This window comes from Solimonas fluminis, assembly GCF_002930645.1.
Lineage (GTDB): Bacteria > Pseudomonadota > Gammaproteobacteria > Nevskiales > Nevskiaceae > Solimonas_A > Solimonas_A fluminis.
On sequence record NZ_PSNW01000007.1, the window covers coordinates 104,281 to 123,191 of the forward strand.

Sequence of the window (18,911 nt, forward strand, 5' to 3'; positions counted from 1 at the left end):
CTCCGGCACCGGGGCGAGGCCGGCCGCGGCTATGCCGCGTTGCGCTCCTCCGTGATGCCGGCCTCCGACACCTGGGGCCGGTGCTGCGGCAGTGCCTCGACCCAGCGCGGGAAGCGGCGCAGCAGGCGGAACACGAGATAGGCCGAGGCCTGGCTCCACCAGCGCGGCTTGGGCGTGGCCGGCGGCGGCACCTCGCGGCAGCTGTGATCCATCAGATGCTGCAGGCGCTCACGCAGCTGCGCGGCGAAGTCGCGGTCGCGGATCAGCAGGTTCGCTTCCAGGTTCAGCGCCAGGCTCAGGGGATCGAGGTTGCTGGAGCCCACGGTCGCCCAATCGTCGTCGATCACCGCGACCTTGCCGTGCAGCGGGCGCTCGCAGTATTCGAAGATCACGGCCCCGGAGCGCAGCAGGTAGTCGTAGAGCGTGACTGCGGCCCAGCGCATGATCGCCTTGTCCGGCGCGCCCTGCAGGATCAGCACGAAGCGCACGCCGCGGCGGGCGGCCGCGCGCATCTCGCGCAGCAGGCGCACGCCGGGAAAGAAGTAGGCATTGGCGATGATCACCTCGCGCTGTGCGCTGCGGATGGCGGCGCGGTAGTAGCGCTCGATATCGTCGCGATGCTCCTCGTTGTCGCGCACGATCAGCATGGCGCGCGCCTTGCCCGTGCCTGGAGGAAAGGATTTCAGCGCAGGGCTGCGCCGCCAGAAACGGCGCCGGCGCGACTGCCGGTCCGGAGACTGCAGCGCCTCCTCCATCAATTCGCGCATGTCCTCCACGACCGGGCCGGCCACTTCCACGGAGTAGTCCTGCTTGCCCTGGGGCCCGTACTCCCGCAGGTGATCGTAGGAGTAATTGATGCCGCCGATGAACCCGATGGTCCGGTCGATAACCACCAGCTTGCGATGCAGGCGACGCAGGGGATTGACCCGGAAATAGCCCAGGAGCTTGGGCTTGGGATCGAAGAAGTGCACCTTCACGCCGGCCTCGGTCAGGCCGCCGACGAACTCGTCCGAGAGATCGGGCGAACCGTAGTGGTCCATCAGGATCTCGACGCGCGCGCCCTTGCCCGCCGCCTCGATCAGCGCCGCGCGCAGGTCGCGCCCCACCGGATCGTCGAACAGGATGAAGGTCTCCACCAGCACCTCGCTGCGCGCCGCGCGAATCGCCTCGAACACCCGGGGAAAGAATTCCTCGCCGTTCTCCAGGAGCCGGAGACTGTTGCCCTCGCGCCAGCATTCGGCCGTCATACCTGGATCTCCGCCGTCAGCGCGGCATGATCGGACAGATGCGCCCAGGGCCTGCGATGCAGCACCTCGGGACGCAGTACGCGAACATTGCGGACGTAGATGCGGTCCAGCGACAGCAGGGGCCAGCGCACCGGGAAGCTGCGCGCCGCGCGGCCCATCGCCTCGATGAAGACCTCGCGCAGGCTGGAGCAGCGATGCAGGAGGTCATGCGCACGCTGGCGCCAGTCGTTGAAGTCGCCGGCCACCAGCAGCGGGGCATCCGGCGGCAGTTCGTCGATCAGCCGGCACATCAGGCGCAGTTGCTCGCGGCGATGGGATTCGCGCAGGCCCAGGTGCACGCAGATGGAATGGATGTCCTGGCCGGAGCCCGGATGCTTCAACACGCAATGGAGCAAGCCGCGCCGCTCCGGACCTCGCTGGGAGACGTCGAGATTGCGGTAGCTCAGGATCGGGAACTTGGACAGCAGCGCATTGCCATGGTCCCCCCCGGGGTAGACTGCATTGCGGCCGTAGGCGAAGTCCTTCCATATGGTGTCGGCCAGGAATTCGTACTGCGATACCCGGGGCCAGTTCTCATAGCGGGTGGAGTGCTCCTGGTGCGAGCCGATCACCTCCTGCAGGAAGACGATATCGGCACCGACGCCGCGCACGGCTTCCCGCAGTTCGTGCAGCACGAAGCGGCGGTTGAATACCGTGAACCCCTTATGCGTGTTCAGCGAAAGAATCCTGAACGAAAGGGCCTGTTGTGCGGGAGCATCCATGTTCCACTCACATCTCAAGTCCGTGGCCCATGGTCGGCCCCGGCGGATGAACAGCGGCTGAAGCAGCCCGCCGGGAACCCCGTGCAGCCCGCAAGGCTCCAATAAGCCAAAAGGAGCCTTCGTTCCATGGACAGGAAGCGGCACTGGGGCCGGCAGGCAGGCCGCCTGATTGCCATCGTCTTTTTTGCAGGAGTCGCACTGCTGCTGGCGGATCGTGCACGCAACATCGACTGGTCGGCAGTGGGCCTGGCCCTGCGCAGCTACCAGTTGCCGATCCTGCTGCAGGCGCTGCTGCTGACCGTGCTGGGACATCTGGTCTTCGGCGCCTATGACCTGATCGGCCGGCGCTACGCCGGACACCACTTGCCCGCGCGCCGCGTGCTGGCCATCGCCGGCGTCAGCTACGCCTTCAACCTGAACCTCGGCGCGATGCTCGGCGGCATGGGCTTCCGCTATCGCCTGTACTCGCGCCAAGGCCTGGGGACACGGCAGATCCTTCGCGTGCTGGCGCTGGCCCTGGCGACCAACTGGACCGGCTATCTGCTGGTGGCCGGAACCGTGTTCGTGCTGGCGCCGCCGGAGCTGCCGGCGCGGTGGCCCGTGAACGGCCTGGCGCTGCGCGGCGCCGGCCTGCTGCTGCTGGCCCTGCTGGCGGCCTGGCTGGCGATGTGCGCCTTCGCCCGGCGCCGCGACTGGCATTTCCGCAAGCTCCACCTGCGGCTGCCCTCGCTGCCGATGGCCCTGCTGCAGGTCGCACTGTCGGCATTGAGCTGGAGCCTGATCGCACTCACGCTGTTCTCCCTGATGCCGGATCCGATGCCGCTGGCCACCGTGATGGGCGCCTACTACCTCGCCACGCTGGCGACGCTGGTGATCCGTGTCCCCGGCGGGCTGGGCGTGGTGGAGGCCGTGTTCCTGGCCCTGCTCAGCCCGGTCTATCCGGAGGTCCAGGTGCTGGCGGCGCTGCTGGCCTGGCGCGCGATCTGGTTCCTGCTGCCCCTGCTGCCGGCGATCCCGCTCTGCCTGCTGCTGGAGACGCGCTGGCGCGGGCAGCATGAAGCGACGCACAGCGTAGGAGCGGCCCTTGGCCGCGAAGGCCGGCCATCATGCTGACCGCCGCTCGCGGGCAAGGGCCGCCCCTGCGGCGCCCTGCCCTCCGTCCGCTACAGCGTCGGATCGTCGGCGATGCGGGAGCGCCGCGCCCGACGCAGCGAGGCGGTGGCGGCGGTTTCCCGGGTCGGCGCTTCCTCGAGGCCGGAGCGCTCGTCCAGCCACAGCGCGCTCGCCTCCCACACGGACCGGGGCGCGCCGCTGCCCAGGATCACGCCCATGTGCCCGCCGGGTGCCACGCGGAACTCCTTGTCCTTGGAGGCCACCACGTCGATGCTGCGGCGCGCAATCTGCGCCGGCACCAGGATGTCGCTGTCGCCGGCGAAGACCAGCAGGTTGGCCTTGATCTTCGTCAGGTCCGCCACGCGGTCGCGCACCTCGATGCGGCCGGCGGCGAGCTGGTTGTCGATGGCCATCTTCACGACCATGTCCTGGATCACGCCGCCGGGGTACAGCAGCATGTTGTTCAGGTAGTCCGCGGTGGTGGAATAGCTCTCGACGAAGTCGCGGTCCCAGAGGCGCGCCAGCAGGTCCCAGTAGGTGGTGATGGCGCCGACCGGATCGGTCATCTTGAAGGCCAGCGTGGTCAGCCAGCCCGGCGCATGCAGGCGGATGGGGTCCAGCATGTGCAGGCGCAGCGAGCTGAAGCGGCGCACCAGCTTGGCCGGCGTGTTCAGCACCGTGGCGCTGCGGGCGACGATGCCGCCGCCGCGCAGGTCGATGGGGCTGGCGATGGTGATCAGGTTGCGGATGTGCTTGTCCTGCGAGAAGCCCATGTGCATCAGGCACAGCAGGCCGCCCATGCACCAGCCCATCAGCGAGACCTCCTTGACGCCGGAATGCGCGCGCACTTCGGCCAGGGCGGTGCCGAACATGTCGATGGCGTAGTCCTTCAGCCCAAGGCCGGCGTGGCGCTTCGCGGGCTTGCCCCAGTCGATCAGATAGACATGGAAGCCGCGCGCGGAGAGATAGCGCACCAGGCTGCGCTGCGGCAGCAGGTCGAAGGTCTCGGTGGTGACGCCCAGCGGCGGCACCAGGACCAGCGGCACGGGGTGGCGCTGCTCGCGCACGCCCATGCGGCTGCCGTCGGCCAGCTCGATGCTCGATTCCGCCGGGGGCGGGTAGTAGCGCAGCGACATCGGGTCGCCGGCGTAGACCGTCTCGAAAGGCGTGAGCCCCGACTTGATCAGGGTCTCGCGCAGGAACAGCCAGTCGAAGGCGTTGTCCGCCATCGCCGCGATGCGCTCGTGGAGCTTCAGGCCCTGGTCCAGGGCCTCCTTCTGCAGTCGGTTCATCTCTTCTCTCCCGGCCACAGGAGCTTAGCGCTCCTGTGCACCGGGAAAGAATAGCGGTTCAGGCCCGCAGGCGCTGTGGCTCTGCGGCCACTCGCTGCGGACGGCGGTGCACGTCGTCCAGGAAGCGGCCCAGTTCGCGGGTGAACAGCGCCGGCGAGTCGAACTGCACGCAGTGGCCGGCGCCCTCGAAGCGCACGATCTCCACATCGGGCACGTAGCGGGCGAAGGCCATCTGGCCCTCGATGGGGTACAGCCTGGAATGCGTGCCGGCAAAGACGCGGAAAATCTTGCCCTGGGTACGGCCCACCGAGTCGCGCCAGTCGTGGTCCAGCTCGGCATAGGTGCGCATGATGTCGAGATACACGCGCCACTGGCCGGTGCCCGCCAGGCGCTTGATCAGCGGCTCGAAGCGGCCGAGGCTGAACAGGCGCTGCAGGCCGCGGTTCTCCACCGCGTCCATGCCGAACTGCGCCAGGTGCTGCCACATGCGGCCGCGCAGCGTCTTCGGCAGCTCCTCGAAGCGCGTGTAGGGAGCATGCTCGCCCATGTCGGCGATCAGCTCGCGCAGCTCGTTGCGGAACACCAGGTGGCGCTCGCCGAACAGGCCCCAGGGCCAGCCGGGCTTGCCGGTGACGCAGGGCGGATTGTCGATGTTGAGATAGCCGGAGACGCGGTCGAAGCCGTAGCGGCGCTGGTACTCCAGCGAGGTGCAGGCGCCCATCGACATGCCGGCCAGCGCCGGCTGCTTCAGGTCCAGCGCGGTCAGCAGGTCCTCGAGGTCATCGGCATGCTGCTCCAGCGCGTTGTACTTGCGGATGGGCAGCAGGTGCGAGCGGCCGAAGCCGCGCAGGTCCGGCAGGATGAAGCGGTTGCGCAGCGCCAGCGGCGCCACCAGCGGCAGCCACATCCAGCCGTGCATGCCGAAACCATGGAGAAGCACACAGGCCGGGCCCCGGCCGATGTCCCAGTAATGCATCCGCGCACCATCGCGCAGCGTCACGTGCGGCATGTCGTCGCAATCCTTCGGGCAAACCTTCTTGGGAGAACCCGCGACTTCCGCGCAGGTGTGTCCGCACTATGGGCATGCTGCCCTGCCCCTGCGCGCAGGTCCGGGCCTGCGGTCGCCGGGCGGCGACGGACGGTTTCGACTCCCCTTCTTCTTATGGCCCGCCACTCCCTGTGGGCAGGTCCTGCCCCGCATTCTTACGCCATTGCGGCGCGGGGCGCCACCCCGGGGAAGCGAAGCGGGGTTCGGCAGGCACGCCGGGGGCGCCCATGAAGGAGAAGGTCCGTTCGCACTGAGCCTGCCGGCGCTTTGCCGCCTTCCCCTCCGATCCTTCGACGTGCTCCGGTCTTCAGGGCGAACGGCAACTGCCCATGCAGGCGCTACCGGATCGCCGCCAGCTCCAGCTGTCCGCAAGCGGCGAGCAGGCGATACGCCGCGGCCGTGCGGTCGCGGCGGCTGTTGGCGAGGTTCACCTGCGCGGCGAGCAACTCGCGCTCGGCGTCGAGCAGGTCCAGCGTGGTGCGGCTGCCGACCTGCAGTTCCTTGCGCACGCCGTCGAGCGCGTACTCCGCGGCCTGCACCTGCGCCTCGTAGGCCGGCACGCGGTCGCGCGCCGCCTGCAGCGCCTCCCAGGACTGGATCACGGATTCGTCCACCGCGCGCTGCGCGTCGGCCGCCAGCGCGCCGGCCTGCGTCTCGCGCGCCTCGGCCTCGTGCACGCGGGCACGCAGGCCGCCGCCCTGGTAGAGGGGAACCTGCAGCTTGACCAGCGCCGACCAGCGGTCGATGCGCTCGTAGCCGAAGTCGGTGTTGTCGGCCGTGCTGGCCTGTGCGTCGAAGGACAGCGTCGGCATCGCCGCCGCGCGCGCGCCGGCAACGCCGGCCCTGGCGGCACGCTGCTGCGCCTGCGCCTCGCGCAGCAGCGGCGAGCCGCGCGACTGCTGCAGTGCTTCCGCCAGCGTTGCCGGCAGCGCCGGCTCCGCCGCGGTTTCGGCCAGCGCCTCCGGCGCGGCGCCGACGACGCGCTCGAAGCTCGCCGCCGAGGCGCGCAGCGCGGCGCGGGCACCGGCCAGTTCGGCCTGCGCGCCGGCCACGCGCGCCTGCGCCTGCGAGACATCCGTGCGCGTGGCCTCGCCAGCGTCGAAGCGCTTCTGCGTGTCGCCGCCGGCCGTGCTCAGCGCGCGCAGGTTCGCTTCGTTCAGATCGATCACCACGCGGTCGCGCGCCACCGAGAGATAGGCATTGACCGCGGCCAACAGCACCTGCTGGCGCGTCGCGGCCTGGCGGCTGCCGGCACCGTCGGCGTCGCTGGCCGCGGCATCGTAGGCGGCGTCGATGCGGCCGCCGGCATAGATCGGCTGCGTCAGCTGCACGCCCGCGGAATTGGGCGTGCGCGTGCCCGAGGGCGGAAACGGCGAGTCCACCTGGAAATCGGAACGGCCGATGTCGGCCGAGGCGCCCAGGGTCGGCCGGTAGCCGGCGCGAGCCAGGTCCAGTCCGCCGGCCGCCGCCGCGACATCGGCGTCCGCCGCCTGGATACGCGGATCGCTGCGCAGGGCGGCCTGCGCCGCCTCGTTGAGGGTCAGGGCCTGGGCCGCGGGAGCGGCCAGCAGCAGCGCAATCAGGACAGGGTGCTTCATCGCTTGTCTCCGGACAACTTCAGCCTTGGATGCGGCAGCCATTGAGAAACAGGCGCACCGCGTGCTGCAGGAATTCGTCGAGATCGTCGCCCTCGGGCATCGGCTGCATGCCGTGGAGGGCGCGGAACATCGGATAGGTACGGACCAGGTTCATGAACTGCACCGCCGACCAGTCGGGCTTGGGGCAGTCCAGCACGCCGGCCTCGTGCTGGCCGCGCAGGTAGCCGGACAACAGTGCCAGGCCGCGCTTGGGGCCCGCATCGTAGAAGCGCTCCGCCAACTCGGGGAAACGGCCCGCCTCGGCGATCATGGCGCGGTGCATGGCGATGCGGCCCGGAGCCAGGAACAGCTGCACGACGCGGCGCGCGAACTGCAGCAGCACCTGCTCGATGTCCGCTCCCGGGGCACTGCCGCGCCCCGGGAACTCGGCGCTGTCGATCAGCTGCTGGCACTGGTGGGCGATCATCTCGCCGAACAGGCCCTCCTTGCTGCCGAAGTACTGGTAGACCGTGGCCTTGGACCCGCCCACGCGCTGCACCACCTCGTCGATGCTGGCGCGGGCATAGCCCTGCTCCAGGAAGACATCGCGGGCGGCATCCAGCAGGGCCGCCCGGCGCAGTTCGCCCCGCCGGGTGGCCGGCATCGGGGGGGTCTTTTGCGGTTTGACTTTCGGCACGGGCAGGCAGAGAATGAACTGTAACGTTCAGTACATTACCACCCTACCCCGCCCCCCGACAAGCCCGGTACCCAGCCCGGCACCCGGCGGACCGAGACACCGAGGAGCTGCACCATGACTGCCGAAAAACGCCGGGGCCTGCGCCTGATCATCCTGGGCACGCTGCTGGTCGGTGCCATCGCCCTGGGCGCGCGCTGGTGGCTGCATGGCCGCTTCATCGAGTCCACCGACAACGCCTACGTGCGCGCCGACATCACCGCGATCACGCCGCGCATCAGCGGCGAGATCGTCGAGGTGGCGGTCCGCAACAACCAGACGGTGAAGAAGGGCGACCTGCTGGCCCGCATCGACCCGCGCGACTACGAGGCCAAGCTGGAGAACGCCCGCGCCGCCGTCGCCGTGCGCGAGGCCGCGCTCAAGGCCAACGCCGAGCAGAAGAGCTACCAGGCCGCGATGATCCGCGAGGCCGAGGCCGCCGCCGTGGCCGCCAGCGCCGACCGCCAGCGACTGGAGAAGGACTGGCAGCGCGCCGACCGCCTGGTGAAGGAGGGCGTGGCCAACCAGGCGCGCCTGGACACCGCCAGCGCCGCCTACAAGTCCGGCAGCGCCCAGGTGGAACGCGCGCAGGCCGGCGTGGCCGCCGCGCGCCAGCAGTCGGCGACGCTGGACGCCGACCGCGCCCGGCAGGAAGCCGAACTGGAAGCGGCCCGCGCCATGCTCAAGCTGGCCGAGATCGACTTCGCCGCCACCGAACTGCGCGCCCCGGTGGACGGCGTGGTGGGCGACCTCGCCGCCCGCGTCGGCGAACGCGTCAACGCCGGCCTGCGCCTGCTGTCGCTGGTGCCGCTGCAGGCGGTGTTCGTGGAAGCCAACTTCAAGGAGACGCAGCTCACCGGCATGCGCGTGGGCCAGTCCGCCGAGATCAAGGTGGATGCCTTCCCGGACAAGCCGCTGACCGCGCGCATCGACAGCGTCTCGCCCGCCAGCGGCGCCGAGTTCGCGCTGCTGCCGCCGGACAACGCCACCGGCAACTTCAACAAGATCGTGCAGCGCGTGCCGGTGAAGCTGGTGTTCGACAATGCCGGCGAACTCGCCGGCCTGCTGCGCCCGGGCATGTCGGTGGAGGTATCGGTGGACACCCGCACCGGCCCGGACGCCGTCAGCACCGCCAGCGCGCAGTAGCCGCTCCCCGACCGCTCCGGCACCGCCGTGAACACCGTCGCCGACACTCCTGCCCCGCCGCCCGGCAGCCCGGAGCAGCGCGCGCTGGCGCTGCGCGCCTGGATCGGCTTCGTGGCGATGGTGTTCGGCAACTTCATGGCGATCCTGGACATCCAGATCGTCGCCAGCAGCCTCAACCAGATCCAGGCCGGCCTGTCGGCCAGCGCCGAGGAACTGACCTGGGTGCAGACCAGCTACCTGATCGCCGAGGTCATCGCGATCCCGCTGTCGGGCTACCTGTCGCGCCTGCTGTCCACGCGCGTCTACTTCGTGATGAGCGCGCTGGGCTTCACGCTGGCCTCGCTGGCCTGCGCCTTCGCCTGGAACATCGAGTCCATGGTGGTGTTCCGCGCGCTGCAGGGCTTCCTCGGCGGCGGCATGATCCCCACCACCTTCGCGGCGATGTTCATGGTGTTCCCGCCGGAGAAGCGCACCGTGCCGCTGGTGTCGCTGGGCCTGGTGTCGACGCTGGCGCCGGCCCTGGGCCCGACCATCGGCGGCTACCTCACCGACGCCTTCTCCTGGCACTGGCTGTTCCTGGTGAACCTCATCCCGGGACTGCTGGTGGCCCTGGTGGTCTGGAACCTGGTGCACATCGACCAGCCCGACTGGAGCCTGGCACGCCGCATCGACTTTATCGGCCTGGCGCTGATGGCCATGTTCCTCGGCAGCCTGGAATACGTGCTGGACGAGGGCCCGCGCCACGACTGGCTGGAGGACGACACGGTGCGCCCGCTGTTCTTCGTGGCGATCGTCGCCGGCGCGCTGTTCTTCTGGCGCTCGCTGACGCACAAGGAACCGATCGTGGACCTGCGGGTGTTCCGCAACCGCAACTTCGCCGCCGGCGCCGTGGTGGCCTTCGTGGTGGGCGTGATGCTCTACGGCATCGTCTACCTGGTGCCGCTGTTCTTCGGCACCGTGCGCGGCTACAGCTCGCTGCAGATCGGCCACGTGATGATGGTGACCGGCATCGCCATGTTCCTGACCGCGCCGCTGGCGGGCCAGGCGCAGAAGCGCCTGGACCTGCGCATCATGCTGGCCTGGGGGCTGTTCGCGGTGGCCCTGGGCACCTGGCTCAATGCCAACCTCACGGCGCAGTCCAGCCTCGACCAGTTCCTGCTGCCGCAACTGCTGCGCGGCCACGGCTTCATGTTCTGCATGGTGTCGATGACCGGCCTGGCCCTGGGCACGCTGCCGCCGGAGGACATCAAGAACGGCAGCGGCCTGTTCAACCTGATGCGCAATCTCGGCGGCGCCATCGGCCTGGCGGTGATCAACACGATGCTGTCGCGGCTCCAGTCCATGCACTGGTCGCACCTGGCCGAGACCGTGAACCTGTCGCGCACGCCGGTGCGCGAGGCCGCCATCGCCGCCACCGGCACGCTGTCGCCGATGCTGGGCACCGATGCCCAGCCGGCCGCGGTGGGCATCTTCGCCCGGCGTGTCGCGCAGCAGGCCCTGGTGATGACCTTCAACGACCTGCTGCTGATCCTGGCCATCCTGGTGGCCAGCCTGGCGCTGCTGCTGCCGCTGATCGAAAAGCCGCGCGCACCGCCGGGTGCCGAGGGCGGCGCGCACTGAACAAGCTGCCGCACCGGGCCCTTGCGGGCCCGGCGGGCAGTACGTCTATCTTGTAAAAGAGACAGGCGGTCCCAGTACCCTTTCGCGGTTGCAGCGGCAGAGCCCTACCCGGTTGTCTGCCGAACCTCCTGTGTCGGCGCGGAGCCTTGCGCCTGTAGCCCGAGGTGCACCTGGGCTCGTGGAGATATTTTAGTTTTGAGGTGGCTGGGCTCCTAACGGAGTTCCGTATTTCTTTGCGCGCTGGGCTGGCTAACTGAACGCGTTCACCCTTCGACAGGCTCAGGGCAGAGGGGCTTAGAGCTTTTCTCTGATCTGGGAAAGATCAGCCCAGGTTAGTTTGGAATCACTCTTCCGAATCTTGGTGAGCGGAAGCGAATGTTTTTGATGGTCGGGCCCATGTTGCACGGATGCCTGACCGGCGTAGTCGCCGGCATCACCGCTTTGGTTTCTGAGCGAAGGCCCGCCCCTCACTCGGCAACCGCTCCATGCGTCGCCCTACCTCGGGCATCCATGCCCTCGCCCAACCCTCTCCCCGCAAGCGGGGAGAGGGAGCAAAATCTGAAGACTCGGATTCTCAAGGCTGTATGCTCAGCAGAGAGATAGGATATCGACATGAACCAGTCCCTCGCCCTCCCCGCCCGCCCCGTGTCCTTCTCCGCCGTGCGCGAGCAGGTCTACATGGTGTTCCCCAACGACCTCAACGCCAACGACACCGTCTTCGGCGGCCTGATCATGGCGCAGATGGACCGTTTCGCGGCGGTGGTGGCCGACCGTCACGCCGGCGGCGTCTGCGTCACCGCCAGCGTCGATGCGGTGCACTTCGTGGCGCCGGCGCGGCGCGGCGACGTGCTGATCTTCAACTCCTCGGTCAACCGTGCCTGGAACACCTCGATGGAGGTGGGCGTGAAGGTCGACGCGCAGAGCTACGACGGCTGCAACCGCCGCCACATCCTCTCCGCCTATCTCACCTTCGTGGCGCTGGACGGCGCCGGCAAGCCGCGCCCGGTAGCGCCGCTGCAGCCGGAGACCGCGGTGGAGAAGCTGCGCTACGAGGAGGCGCAGCTGCGCCGCGAGAACCGCCTGGCGCACGCGGAGAACATCCGCGTGCTGCGCTCCGGCAGCGAGCGCGGTTAGCGACGCTCTGAAAAAGTTGCCGTTCGCCCTGAGCCTGTCGAAGGGTGGGGGGCAACTCGTTGACCGGCAGTGGGAAAATCCGCCCGCGCTTCGACAGGCTCAGCACGAACGGACCTTTTCAGAGGTTCCCTAGAGCAGGTAGCGCAGGCGCTGCGGCTCCGGCTGCGCCAGATCGCCGCGCAGGCGGCCCGCCAGCCGGGTGACGTGCTGGCGCAGTTCCGGCACCGCAGTGGCTTCCCAGTCCTGCGCGCGCAGGAAGGGACCGACATAGCGCAGCCAGGACGAGGCGACGCCCTGCCGGTCCCGCAGGCCGTAGCTCTCCAGGTCGATCTCCAGGCCCAGGCCCAGTTCGTCGGGCAGCGCCAGCCCGTCGCTGCGCAGCGCGGCCAGCAGCGGCTCGCGCGAACGGCGCGTGTCGGCCTCGGGACCGCTGCAGTTGACCACGGCGCCGACCTCCAGGCGCTCCGGCGCGGCCGCTCCGCGGCGCCGCAGCTCGACCACGACGCGATCCGGCCGCTCGTCGAAGCCGAGGATGCGCCCGGCCAGCAGCTGCAGGCCGCCCGCGGCCCGCTCGGCTTCCAGCCGCCGGCCCAGCGGCGGGGCGCAGCGATGGCGATGCACCTCCCAGTACGGCCGCAGGTGCCGCAGGAAGCGGCGGCGCTCGGCCGCAGGCAGGGCGCGCCAGAGATCGCGCGTGGGCGCGCGCAGCGCACCGACCACGTCGCGCCAGTCGCCGCCCTGCGCGGCGGCGTCCGCCACCGCGGCGCGCAGGCAGTGCAGGTAGTGGCGCGCGCCGGGCCGCGCCAGCATGTGCCGGGGCAGGGCCTCGTCATAGACCGGAGGCAGCTCCAGTTCACGGTGCGCCAGCGGCAGCAGGCCGCGGCGCGACAACGCATGGATCGGCGCCTGGTGGCCGCGTGCGCGCAAGTCCAGCACGATGTCGAGCATGGTCAGCCCGCTGCCGACCAGCAGCACCGGCTGGTCCGGCTTGACGCCCCAGAGCGCGTCGGGCCGCCAGGGATCGCGCACGTAGCGCGGGCTGCTGTAGAAGCCCCGCTGCGCGTCCGGCACCGGCGGATCCGCCGGCGAGTAGTGGCCCAGCGCCAGCACCACCTGGTCGGCCCGCAGGCGGTCGCCGTTGGCCAGCCACAGTTCGCCGCCGCCGCCGGCCGGCATGATGCGCTCCACCTCGCCGACCACGGCGCGGAAGTGGCAGCCTGCCGGCGCGTTCACCGCCGCCTCGGTCAACAGGGTCTCGAGATAGTCCCCGTACAGGCGGCGCGGCACGAAGCTGCCGCCGGTCACGCGCGGATCGTGGCGCTGCGCGAATTCCAGGAAGCCGCTTTCCTCGCCGGGCAGCACGCCCATGCGCGCGGCCGGCACGTTCAGGACGTGGTTCTCCACGCGGGTGCCGTAGGCCACGCCGCGCGCCATCAGGCCGGAGCGGTTGACCAGCACCAGCTGCAGCGGCAGCACCGGAGGGCGCCGCAGCAGTTGCACGGCCAGGGCGGTGCCGCAGAAGCCGGCACCGATGATCGCGATCGTGGTGCCGGCGCGATTCATCAGCCCGCAAAGCGGTCGGTGGCCTCCACCAGCCGCGACAGGATGCCGGGCTCGCTGGCGGCATGGCCGGCATCGGCCACCACATGGAATTCCGCCTGCGGCCAGGCGCGGTGCAGGTCCCAGGCCGACTTCATCGGGCAGACCACGTCGTAGCGGCCCTGCACGATCACGCCGGGCACGTCGCGCAGCCGGTGCACGTTCTCCAGCAGCCAGTTGTCGCTGTCGAAGAAGCCGGCATTGACGAAGTAATGGCATTCGATGCGGGCAAAGGCCTCCGCGAAGCGGTCCTCGCCGAAGCGCGCCACCAGGTCGGTGGACGGGAACAGCTTGCTGGTGGCTCCCTCCCAGATGCTCCAGGCCTTGGCCGCCGCGCGGCGCACCGCCGGGTCCTCGCTGGTCAGGCGCTGGTGGTAGGCGCGGACGAAGTCGCCGCGCTCCGCCGGCGGGATGGCGCTGACGTAGTGCTCCCAGGCATCCGGGTAGATCCAGCTGGCCCCCTCCTGGTAGAACCAGTCGATCTCGGCGCGTCGCAGCAGGAAGATGCCGCGCAGCACCAGGCCCAGGCAGCGCTGCGGATGCGTCACCGCGTAGGACAGCGCCAGCGTCGATCCCCAGGACCCGCCGAACACCACCCAGCGCTCGATGCCGAGCAGCTCACGGATCTTCTCCATGTCGGCCACCAGGTCCCAGGTGGTGTTCTCGCGCAGCTCCGCATGCGGCGTCGAGCGGCCGCAGCCGCGCTGGTCGAACAGCACGATGCGGTACTTCTGCGGATTGAAGAACTGACGCTGCCAGGGCTCGCTGCCGCCGCCGGGCCCCCCATGGACGAAGACCACCGGCCGTCCCTGCGGATTGCCGCATTCCTCGACGTAGATCTCGTGCAGCGCCGACACCCGCAGGCGCTGCGTGCGATAGGGCTCGATGGCGGGGTAGGGCTGCGTCATGCGTCAGGATCCCTCCGGGAGGCCGGATGTTATAAAGTATTGAATATTACTTGCGTTATAATATATATTCACAACAACCGACGGCAGCCGCATGCGACGATGCGGCAGGCCGTCACGGTCCGCGCCGGTTTCGCCTTGGCGCACACGGGACCGGAGCATTAACATCGTCGCAGAGATGGCTGCGCACCGCGCGGCCCGGACTCCCAGCAGCAATGTCGGCTAGAAATTCCAGAACGCGTGGCAGCATCTTAATCGTTTCCGCTCTCTGCTGCGGTGCCGCATTCGCGGAGCCTCCCGCAACGCTGGAGTTGTCGCCCACGCTGTCGCTGCCGCCGACCGCGGCCGAGGCCGGTCCGGCCGCGGCGCCGTCCACGCCGCCCACGGCGGCCAATCCGGCCGCGATCCCGGTACCTCCTCCGCCCAGCGCGATCCCGGCGATGGCCGCCAAGCCCCTGGTCACCGTCGCGGACGACCCGGCCTCCCCCTTCCCGCGCTACGCCTCGATGCAGCCGCGCGTCGAGTTCTGGACCAAGGTCTTCGGCCAGTACTCCGAACTGCAGAGCGTGGTGCACTCCGCCGAGTACACCGACAAGGTCTACGCCGTGCTGGACTTCCGCGGCGACGCCGTGCGCATGGACCGCTTCGCGCTGGCCAAGTGGCGCAGCAGCGAGGAGGAGCGCGTCAAGGCGCAGGTCGAGCGACTGCTGAAGTCGGTGCACGAGAAGCGCCGCAATCCCGAGACGATGAACGCCGACGAGCGCCGCATCTACGATCTCTACGCCGATATCAAGGACGACGACCGCTTCGAGAAGGCCATGGGCACGACCCGCGCCCAGCGCGGCCTGCACGAGCGCACCGAGGCCGCCCTGGCCACCTCGGGCAAGTATCTGCCGGAGATGGAGCGCATCTTCCGCGGCTATGGCCTGCCGGTGAAGCTGACGCGCCTGCCGCTGGTGGAATCCAGCTTCAACGTGGAGGCCTATTCCAAGGTGGGCGCCGCCGGCCTGTGGCAGTTCATGCCCTCGTCCGCGAAGATCTACATGCGCCTGGACAATCTCGTGGACGACCGGCGCGACCCCTGGACCTCCACCGATGCCGCCGCTCGCCACCTGCGCGACGACTACCGCGCTCTCGGCGCCTGGCCGCTGGCCGTCACCGCCTACAACCACGGCCGCGGCGGCATCGCCCGCGGACTGCGCGAGACCGGCGGCGCCGTGCTGCCGGACCTGATCCGCGACTACAAGGCCAAGAGCTTCGGCTTTGCCTCCAAGAACTTCTACGCCGAGTTCCTGGCCGCGGCCGACGTCGAACGCAACCACCAGAAGCACTTCGGCGAAGTCACGCGCAACACGCCGATGGCCTTCGACGTGGTCGAGACCAAGCACTACGTCCCCTACGAGACGCTGCGCCGCCTCTGCGGCGCCGACGATGAACTGTTCCGCAAGCTCAACCCGGCCTACCGGCCGGAAGTGATCGAAGGCAAGCTCTACGTGCCGCCGGGCCACCTGATCCGCGTGCCGGCCGGCAGCGCCAAGACCTTCGAGGTGGCCTACTCCCGGCTCGATGCCGGCGAGCGCTTCGACAACCAGCGCCTGATGTTCCTGCTGCACCGCGTGAAGCGTGGCGAGACGCTGGGCAAGCTCGCCAGGCAGTACGGCGTCAGCCAGGGCGAGATCATCCGCGCCAACGGCCTGAAGAAGAACAGCAAGCTGCGCCTGGGCCAGGTGGTCAAGGTGCCGCCGCATGCCGAGTCCCGCCCGGGCCCGGTCACCGTGGCGCTGGGCGAATCCAAGCCGCAGCAGACGCGCGAGCAGAAGCAGGCCGAGGCCATGGCGGAGAAGCGTGCCGCCACGCCCAAGCCCTCCAAGAAATCGAAGAAGCCGCCGTACCGCGTGCACAAGGTCACCAGCGGACAGACCCTGTCGAGCATCGCGGCACGCTACGACGTCAGCGTCGCCGAACTGCGCGCCGCCAACGGCCTGAAGAAGAGCAGCGTCATCAGGACCGGGCAGAAGCTGAAGGTGCCGAACTAAGTCCGCCGCAGGCCGGCGGAGCAGACAGGAGACCCGCCGCATGGCCGCCCGCGACATCGACGACTACATCGCCGGCTTCCCGCCCGAGGTGCAGAAGGCCCTGCAGCAGGTCCGCGCCACGATCCGCGCGGCGGCGCCACGGGCCACCGAGAGGATCAGCTACCAGATGCCCGCCTTCTTCCAGGATGGCGTGCTGGCCTATTTCGGAGGCTTCCGGAAGCACATCGGCCTCTATCCGCCCGTGAGCGGCGACGCGAAGCTGCTGCGCGACGCCGCCCCTTATGCCGGAGCGAAGGGCAACCTGCGGTTCCCGCTGGACCGGCCGGTTCCCTGCGACCTGATCCGGCGCATCGTGGAAGCACGGCTGGCCGCGAGGACCCGCGGCCGGGCATGAACTCGATCCTGGTCCCCTTCCTGTCCGGCATCGCACAGGCGCCTTCGGCGGACGACTACCTGCGCGCGCAGGACGAGGCCCTGCCGATGGCCGCCGCGCAATACGACCTGCTGATCGAGGAGGCGCGCGAGCAGGACGATCCGGCCCTGCGCGCGGAGGCCCTGGGCCTCATCGCCCTGCTGGAGCGGGCGGATGCCGAAACCCTGTTGCTGGCCAGCGCAAGGGAGGATCCTGAACCGGAGGTAGCGGAACACGCCCAGGCCCTGCTCTACCGTCTCGGCGTCGGCCGCAACGTGCGCCGCTCGGGCCACCTGTCCGGCGCCCGCTTCGCGGACTACCAGGCGAAAGCCCGACGCCTGGGCGCCGAGGCCCGGATTTCTCAGAGGAAATAGGCCAGCACGAAGATTCCGACCATCGCGAAGGACAGCGCGATCTTCGCCAGCGTGCCGAACAGCAGGCCGAGCCAGGTGGCGATGCCGACCTTGGCGGCCTGCCCCGCGCCCTTGCGCGCCGACAGTTCGCCGAGCACGGCTCCCGCGAAGGGCCCGAGCAGCAGTCCCGGGATGCCGAAGAACAGGCCGACGATGCTGCCGATGGCGGCGCCCCAGATCGCCCGCGGGCTGGCACCGACGCGCTTTGCTCCCATCGCGCTGGCGGCGAAGTCGATCGCCACCGACAGCAGGGTCAGCACGCCGAGCAGGCCCATCGTGAAGCCGCCGACGCGCTCGTAGCCGTCGATCCAGGCGGCCAGCCACAGGCCGATGAAGATCATCGGCACGCCGGGCAGGATCGGCAGGACGGTGCCGGCCAGGCCGACGCCCACCAGCAGGAAGACGGCGATCCAGAGCCAGGGCGAGAGCGTCGCGTCCATTCAAGCCAACCCGTCATGCCGGCGAAAGCCGGCACACAGTCGAGACGTGAGTGACCGGCGGCGCGACTGGATACCGGCTTTCGCCGGCATGACGACCGTCATTTCTTCCCTGCCTGCAGGATCACCTGCGCCAGCTTGGCGTAGTCGCCGTTGAAGTGATGCCCGCCCGGCAGCCAGACGATGCGGTGGCGCTTGGGATCGAGTTGACGGCAGACGCTCTCGTCCTCCTCCCTGGCGCAGATCACGGTCATCGCGGCATCGCCGGCCAGCCGGTCCATCTCCGGCAGGATCGGATGCGTGCCGCTGGCGCCGATCCAGTTGCTGAGATGGAACTCGAAATGCGCCTGTTCGGTCTGCGCCATCGGCACGGCCAGCCTGACCTGCCCGCGCATCGGCGCAGGCAGGCGGTTGAGCGCGAAGGGCAGCACGTCGCCGCCCTGCGAGAAGCCCACCAGCCAGACCTCCGGGCGCTGCCAGGCGGCCTGGTAGTGGCGGATGACGCGGCCGATGTCGGCCGCCAGCCCTTCCGGCGTGCGCGCCTTCCAGAAGTAGCGCAGCGAGTCGAAGCCGACCACGGAAATCCCCTTGGCCACCAGGGCGTCGGACACGTCCTGGTCCAGCCCCGCCCAGCCGCCGTCCCCGGACAGGAAGATGGCGAAGGCCTTGCCGGCCGTCTTCGCCGGCATCTCCAGCAGCGGCAGGTCGGCCACATCCGCCGGCCGCGCCGCGGGCGGCGGCGGCAGGCCCGAGGCGAGGCTGCGATAGGCGGCGCGCACCGCCACGGGGCCGGCAGGAGCCTTCAATGTGCGCACCGCGGCCTGCGGCACCCGCTTCAGGAAGCCCTGCACCGCGGCAGCGTCGCAGGCCGGCTCCGGCGGCTGCAGCACGGCGAAGGGATCGCGCAGCGCACCCGGCCGGTAGGCCCAGCCTTGCCGGTTGCGCGCGGAGCGCAGTCCGCCGTCGCCCTTGCACAGCGGCTGCTTCATCGCCAGCTCGGGACAGAAGTCCAGCGCCAGCGCGGCGGTGAAGGTACTGCCGTCGGACTGCCCCAGCAGGCCGTAGGTGAATCCCGCGCCGATGCCCTCGCCCACCAGGATCGGCGGATAGTAGCCGTTGACCTGGGCATAGCCCTGCATGTGGCGGCTGAGGTTTTCCAGGTCGCCGTTGGCGAACTGGCAGTCGCCGCCGTCGGCTTCCATCCGGCGGAAGAAGGCGCCGGTGTCGATCACCGCCACCAGCGCCCCCTCCTGCGTCAACGCCTGCGCCAGGCCGCGCGGGTCGCGGCCGTCCGCCGTGAACAGGAAGGCGAAGCTGCGCGGCGCGCCCTGCGGACGCTCCAGGGTGAAGTCGTCGAAGCGGCCATGCGACAGCTTCTCGCCGGCCGAGGCCGGCTGCAGCAGGGTGACGGCCAGCAGCAGCGACGCGATCACGGCCC

At 69.8% G+C, this 18,911-nt stretch carries 17 protein-coding genes; 7 read left to right on the forward strand and 10 right to left on the reverse strand.

What is annotated here, in order from left to right; translation table 11 throughout:
* Positions 1–29: 29 nt before the first annotated feature.
* Entirely contained in the window at positions 30–1,247 is a 1,218-nt protein-coding gene (clsB, locus tag C3942_RS13675) for a cardiolipin synthase ClsB (RefSeq protein ID WP_104230913.1), read from the reverse strand.
* On the reverse strand, positions 1,244–2,008 hold the full coding sequence (locus tag C3942_RS13680; RefSeq protein ID WP_104230914.1) for an endonuclease/exonuclease/phosphatase family protein: 765 nt from the start codon (positions 2,006–2,008) through the stop codon (positions 1,244–1,246). Before C3942_RS13680 ends, clsB begins: the two co-directional genes overlap by 4 nt.
* A 126-nt stretch (positions 2,009–2,134) precedes the next feature.
* Here C3942_RS13680 and C3942_RS13685 point away from each other — a divergent pair, with 126 nt between their 5' ends.
* A complete protein-coding gene (locus C3942_RS13685; RefSeq protein ID WP_104230915.1) occupies positions 2,135–3,121 on the forward strand; it encodes a lysylphosphatidylglycerol synthase domain-containing protein in 987 nt (328 codons plus the stop codon).
* A gap of 50 nt (positions 3,122–3,171) precedes the next feature.
* Here C3942_RS13685 and C3942_RS13690 read toward each other — a convergent pair whose 3' ends face one another.
* The 4 genes from C3942_RS13690 to C3942_RS13705 all read right to left on the reverse strand — a co-directional run bounded on the left by C3942_RS13690 (position 3,172) and on the right by C3942_RS13705 (position 7,702).
* Complete coding sequence (locus C3942_RS13690; RefSeq protein ID WP_104230916.1) at positions 3,172–4,413, reverse strand: alpha/beta fold hydrolase; 1,242 nt, start codon at positions 4,411–4,413, stop codon at positions 3,172–3,174.
* 58 nt (positions 4,414–4,471) lie between these two features.
* Positions 4,472–5,422, reverse strand: a complete 951-nt coding sequence (locus C3942_RS13695) for an alpha/beta fold hydrolase (RefSeq protein WP_104230917.1) — start codon at positions 5,420–5,422, stop codon at positions 4,472–4,474.
* A gap of 377 nt (positions 5,423–5,799) precedes the next feature.
* A complete protein-coding gene (locus C3942_RS13700; protein ID WP_165797452.1) occupies positions 5,800–7,059 on the reverse strand; it encodes a TolC family outer membrane protein in 1,260 nt (419 codons plus the stop codon).
* Positions 7,060–7,078: 19 nt separating this feature from the next.
* Positions 7,079–7,702 (reverse strand): TetR/AcrR family transcriptional regulator, encoded by a 624-nt coding sequence (locus C3942_RS13705; protein WP_104230919.1) that lies wholly within the window; start codon positions 7,700–7,702, stop codon positions 7,079–7,081.
* 147 nt (positions 7,703–7,849) lie between these two features.
* Between C3942_RS13705 and C3942_RS13710 the strand changes: the two genes are divergently transcribed.
* The 3 genes from C3942_RS13710 to C3942_RS13720 all read left to right on the forward strand — a co-directional run bounded on the left by C3942_RS13710 (position 7,850) and on the right by C3942_RS13720 (position 11,671).
* Positions 7,850–8,917, forward strand: coding sequence for an HlyD family secretion protein (locus tag C3942_RS13710; RefSeq protein ID WP_104230920.1), 1,068 nt, complete (start codon positions 7,850–7,852; stop codon positions 8,915–8,917).
* Between the two features lie 27 nt (positions 8,918–8,944).
* A complete protein-coding gene (locus tag C3942_RS13715) occupies positions 8,945–10,537 on the forward strand; it encodes a DHA2 family efflux MFS transporter permease subunit (protein WP_207766088.1) in 1,593 nt (530 codons plus the stop codon).
* A 612-nt stretch (positions 10,538–11,149) separates the two neighbouring features.
* Entirely contained in the window at positions 11,150–11,671 is a 522-nt protein-coding gene (locus C3942_RS13720) for an acyl-CoA thioesterase (RefSeq protein WP_104230921.1), read from the forward strand.
* A 129-nt stretch (positions 11,672–11,800) separates the two neighbouring features.
* Here C3942_RS13720 and C3942_RS13725 read toward each other — a convergent pair whose 3' ends face one another.
* Both C3942_RS13725 and pip read right to left on the reverse strand, forming a co-directional pair.
* Complete coding sequence (locus tag C3942_RS13725) at positions 11,801–13,234, reverse strand: FAD/NAD(P)-binding protein (protein WP_104230922.1); 1,434 nt, start codon at positions 13,232–13,234, stop codon at positions 11,801–11,803.
* Positions 13,234–14,178, reverse strand: coding sequence for a prolyl aminopeptidase (pip, locus tag C3942_RS13730; protein WP_104230923.1), 945 nt, complete (start codon positions 14,176–14,178; stop codon positions 13,234–13,236). Before pip ends, C3942_RS13725 begins: the two co-directional genes overlap by 1 nt.
* 308 nt (positions 14,179–14,486) lie before the next feature.
* Here pip and C3942_RS13735 point away from each other — a divergent pair, with 308 nt between their 5' ends.
* The 3 genes from C3942_RS13735 to C3942_RS13745 are packed head-to-tail and all read left to right on the forward strand — an operon-like array spanning position 14,487 to position 16,997.
* On the forward strand, positions 14,487–16,211 hold the full coding sequence (locus C3942_RS13735; RefSeq protein ID WP_243393603.1) for a lytic transglycosylase domain-containing protein: 1,725 nt from the start codon (positions 14,487–14,489) through the stop codon (positions 16,209–16,211).
* Positions 16,212–16,251: 40 nt separating this feature from the next.
* The gene (locus C3942_RS13740; RefSeq protein ID WP_104230925.1) at positions 16,252–16,605 is read left to right on the forward strand and encodes an iron chaperone; all 354 of its coding nucleotides are present in this window, start codon (positions 16,252–16,254) and stop codon (positions 16,603–16,605) included.
* Positions 16,602–16,997 carry a hypothetical protein gene (locus C3942_RS13745; RefSeq protein ID WP_104230926.1) on the forward strand — a complete coding sequence of 132 codons (396 nt, stop codon included), beginning with the start codon at positions 16,602–16,604 and terminating at the stop codon, positions 16,995–16,997. Before C3942_RS13740 ends, C3942_RS13745 begins: the two co-directional genes overlap by 4 nt.
* Here C3942_RS13745 and C3942_RS13750 read toward each other — a convergent pair.
* Both C3942_RS13750 and C3942_RS13755 read right to left on the reverse strand, forming a co-directional pair.
* Entirely contained in the window at positions 16,985–17,476 is a 492-nt protein-coding gene (locus C3942_RS13750) for a DUF456 domain-containing protein (protein WP_104230927.1), read from the reverse strand. The two genes, C3942_RS13745 and C3942_RS13750, sit on opposite strands and share 13 nt — an antisense overlap.
* 98 nt (positions 17,477–17,574) lie before the next feature.
* The gene (locus C3942_RS13755; RefSeq protein ID WP_133164306.1) at positions 17,575–18,906 is read right to left on the reverse strand and encodes a virulence factor family protein; all 1,332 of its coding nucleotides are present in this window, start codon (positions 18,904–18,906) and stop codon (positions 17,575–17,577) included.
* Between the last annotated feature and the right edge of the window lie 5 nt (positions 18,907–18,911).

Excerpts from the sequence above, each read along its gene's own strand:
- clsB (WP_104230913.1), bottom strand. The coding sequence starts at position 1,247 with ATGACGGCCGAATGCTGGCGCGAGGGCAACAGTCTCCGGCTCCTGGAG.
- C3942_RS13680 (WP_104230914.1), bottom strand. The coding sequence starts at position 2,008 with ATGGATGCTCCCGCACAACAGGCCCTTTCGTTCAGGATTCTTTCGCTG.
- C3942_RS13685 (WP_104230915.1), top strand. The coding sequence starts at position 2,135 with ATGGACAGGAAGCGGCACTGGGGCCGGCAGGCAGGCCGCCTGATTGCC.
- C3942_RS13690 (WP_104230916.1), bottom strand. The coding sequence starts at position 4,413 with ATGAACCGACTGCAGAAGGAGGCCCTGGACCAGGGCCTGAAGCTCCAC.
- C3942_RS13695 (WP_104230917.1), bottom strand. The coding sequence starts at position 5,422 with ATGCCGCACGTGACGCTGCGCGATGGTGCGCGGATGCATTACTGGGAC.
- C3942_RS13700 (WP_165797452.1), bottom strand. The coding sequence starts at position 7,059 with ATGAAGCACCCTGTCCTGATTGCGCTGCTGCTGGCCGCTCCCGCGGCC.
- C3942_RS13705 (WP_104230919.1), bottom strand. The coding sequence starts at position 7,702 with ATGCCGGCCACCCGGCGGGGCGAACTGCGCCGGGCGGCCCTGCTGGAT.
- C3942_RS13710 (WP_104230920.1), top strand. The coding sequence starts at position 7,850 with ATGACTGCCGAAAAACGCCGGGGCCTGCGCCTGATCATCCTGGGCACG.
- C3942_RS13720 (WP_104230921.1), top strand. The coding sequence starts at position 11,150 with ATGAACCAGTCCCTCGCCCTCCCCGCCCGCCCCGTGTCCTTCTCCGCC.
- C3942_RS13725 (WP_104230922.1), bottom strand. The coding sequence starts at position 13,234 with ATGAATCGCGCCGGCACCACGATCGCGATCATCGGTGCCGGCTTCTGC.
- pip (WP_104230923.1), bottom strand. The coding sequence starts at position 14,178 with ATGACGCAGCCCTACCCCGCCATCGAGCCCTATCGCACGCAGCGCCTG.
- C3942_RS13740 (WP_104230925.1), top strand. The coding sequence starts at position 16,252 with ATGGCCGCCCGCGACATCGACGACTACATCGCCGGCTTCCCGCCCGAG.
- C3942_RS13745 (WP_104230926.1), top strand. The coding sequence starts at position 16,602 with ATGAACTCGATCCTGGTCCCCTTCCTGTCCGGCATCGCACAGGCGCCT.
- C3942_RS13750 (WP_104230927.1), bottom strand. The coding sequence starts at position 17,476 with ATGGACGCGACGCTCTCGCCCTGGCTCTGGATCGCCGTCTTCCTGCTG.